The organism is Bacillus haikouensis (assembly GCF_013179555.1).
Lineage (GTDB): Bacteria > Bacillota > Bacilli > Bacillales > Bacillaceae_B > Rossellomorea > Rossellomorea haikouensis_A.
The window spans coordinates 1-2,869 of record NZ_JABMCR010000400.1; the positions used below are offsets into that span (position 1 = coordinate 1).

At 38.6% G+C, this 2,869-nt stretch carries 1 protein-coding gene, 4 tRNA genes and 1 pseudogene; all 6 read right to left on the minus strand.

The genetic code is table 11. The features are described 5' to 3' along the window. On the minus strand, positions 1-1,351 hold a 1,351-nt coding region (locus HP456_RS22170), incomplete at its 3' end, for a M23 family metallopeptidase (protein ID WP_172255149.1). 354 nt (positions 1,352-1,705) lie between these two features. After that, positions 1,706-1,778 (minus strand) — tRNA-Phe (locus HP456_RS22175). 47 nt (positions 1,779-1,825) lie between these two features. Beyond that, positions 1,826-1,902 (minus strand) — tRNA-Asp (locus HP456_RS22180). A gap of 166 nt (positions 1,903-2,068) precedes the next feature. Beyond that, positions 2,069-2,140, minus strand: a tRNA-Glu gene (locus HP456_RS22185). Between the two features lie 8 nt (positions 2,141-2,148). Next, a tRNA-Lys gene (locus HP456_RS22190) sits at positions 2,149-2,224 on the minus strand. Positions 2,225-2,500: 276 nt separating this feature from the next. After that, positions 2,501-2,869 (minus strand): annotated as a pseudogene (locus tag HP456_RS24880) (hypothetical protein); the annotation flags it as partial.

Here is a 2,869-nt window from a genome sequence, read left to right on the forward strand (position 1 = left end):
TCGTTTGACCAGCGGATACAGAGATAGAATCCAGGTGAGCATAAATCGTTTTATAGCCATTTTGGTGATCGATTACGACTTTATTACCATAGCCGCCGTCATCCCAGCCGGCAGAAACGACAACCCCGTTATCGACAGATTTGATTGTCTTGTCACTTGGACGGGCAATGTCGATCCCTTTGTGCACTTTACCCCAGCGAGGACCCTGCTTTGAAGAAATATAACCTCCGTTTGTCGGCCACGCAAAGCTGCCTGATCCGCGTGAAGGAGTTTCTTTCGTTCCTTTGATGACGATATATTTAACAGGTTTTTTTAATTCCTTTTCTTCAGTAACCTTCTTCTCGGTTTGAGATCCGTTTACTTCTGTTGAAACGAAGGTAACTGATTTCTCCCCATCTTCGCCTTCCTGCTTCACTTTCGTATCGCCTTTATTCATGGAAGAATCTTCAACAACTTTCTTATCATAGTCAATTTTTTCTATCTTATTTACTTCTTTTTTTACGACCGTATGAATAAACGGCTTATTCACTGTTACTTTCAATTCTGACCCAATTTTTAAAGCACCCTCTTCATCCATTTCAGGGTTAAGCTTTAAAAGTTCGGCAGTCGTCAATTTATGGTCCTCAGCAATTGAACCAAGAACATCGCCTTCCACGACTTTATACTTCTTCTCTTCCAAATTCCCTTTAAGCAGAAGACTGACAGCCTCGTCTGAAGAAATGATTTCTTTTGGATCTGCCTTCGCATTTTCAGCATCCACATTTTCTTTAAATGAAACATCCAATAAACGTGTTTCATTTTTCTTTAATGCGGGTAGAGAAGAATGAGAATCCTTTTTGCGCGCTTCTAAATCTTTCAGTTCGTCTTCAGAAACATATTTTAACTTGATCTTTTTCAACGTTTCGTCAGCAGCTTCTTTGTCTTTTACATAGGCTACCGGCTTGTCGTCGACAACCAATGCATAAGCATTCGCTTCAACAGCCATAGTCTTCGTGATACGATTTATAACTTCCTGATTATTTGTTTTTGACGTAAAAACATTCTCAGGTATGTATGTGATGTCATTATTCCAGGTGACTTGATAATTAGCATACTTCTTTTCCGCATCCTCAAGCTTATCTTCAAGCATGTTCTCCACTTCGTCCTGATTGGTCACTGCACCAACATATTGACTGTTTATATAAACATGATAAATGGTCTGCAGCTCTTTATCCGATGAATCCTCTGCAGAAACAGATGATAATGTAAGAGTTGAAAGAGCAAGTGCGGTGATCGCTGCCTTCTTCATTAATTGAGATGAGCGGCTCTTATATTTTTCTAAATTGGGTAATAAGCGTTCTCCAAACTTCATTGTCTTGCCTCCTGTAAACTAAAAAGCAAAAATCACTGTGTTGGTCGTTCATTATGCCTAATTTTAGTAAATATTCTTGTAAATTTGTACTTTACTAATTTACCATAATTCGACGAAATACGGGGAAAAGTATCTTGATTGTAATAAAACTGTATAATTACCCGCATATCCAATGAACCATTTTGATGAGTTTCACGTGAAAACCCTTACTATACCTAGGGATAAGGACACAGAGGGGAAATATTCTTACAGAAGGAAAAAGTGGAATTTTGTAGATTTTTGTTACATTACTGTTACAAAACCATAATAAAAAAGTACTACGAGAGTCAAAGTCATCGCAGTACTTTTTGTAGATGGCTCAGGACGGAATCGAACCGCCGACACATGGATTTTCAGTCCATTGCTCTACCAACTGAGCTACTGAGCCGCGTATAGGTCCACTTAATGTTGGACATGAATCGTACGAGAATAAAATGGCGGTCCGGACGGGACTCGAACCCGCGACCTCCTGCGTGACAGGCAGGCATTCTAACCAACTGAACTACCGGACCAAAGTTTTTCGCGCTAGCGAAATAATTATCATTAATTGCGAGAGAAAATATTTCACCTTAATCGTGACAGCAAACTAGGAATCTTCACCGCATTCGTTACGTCACCTAAACAATTACTTAAACAACAAAGCTGCCAAACAATGAATCTAGTGAAAATGTAAAGATATGACCCGTACGGGATTCGAACCCGTGTTACCGCCGTGAAAGGGCGGTGTCTTAACCGCTTGACCAACGGGCCATGCAAAATGGTGAGCCATGAAGGATTCGAACCTTCGACCCTCTGATTAAAAGTCAGATGCTCTACCAACTGAGCTAATGGCTCACAATATATATCAACACGAAAGTTTCGCGACGGCTTTCGTGACAACGAAATTAATATTATCACGTAAGGAGGGTGGGGGCAATAGTTTTTTGTAGAATTTTGTTGAAAATTTTTTTTGAGGATAAAAGAGAAGCAGAGCACCTTATCTAACGCTCTGTTCCATTTCCATTTTGAGGGTAATTTAATGTATAGACTGTACTTTTCATACTTCTTTCTTACTAACTTTTAAATCATTTAATATCCTGATAAGTAAGAATCCCTGGAGCTCTCTGCTGGTTATTTCTTCTCCATATAATAGATAAAAATCACTAAAGCCCTCTTATGAGCATCTTTCGAGGTCCAACTGCAATAATCACATTTCCATCGTCCATGTATTCTTTTTAGAGGACATTTATTGCACCGTTCACAGAATATACCTTTAATCATTTCTTCTTTAGAAATCCCATATAAATCTAAAATAAATTGATTTAATGGACAATGGCCCTTCATTATTCGCTTAAATATTTTTCTCAGTTCTTTGACTTGTATTTCGTTGTTATCTTGATAGTATTCTTCTAGTTCAATTATTTTTTGAGAGAGGGTCGTGGAGCAGCGGATTATCTTTTGAGTGTATTGTTCATGATTTGACCTGATTATGGAGAGGAC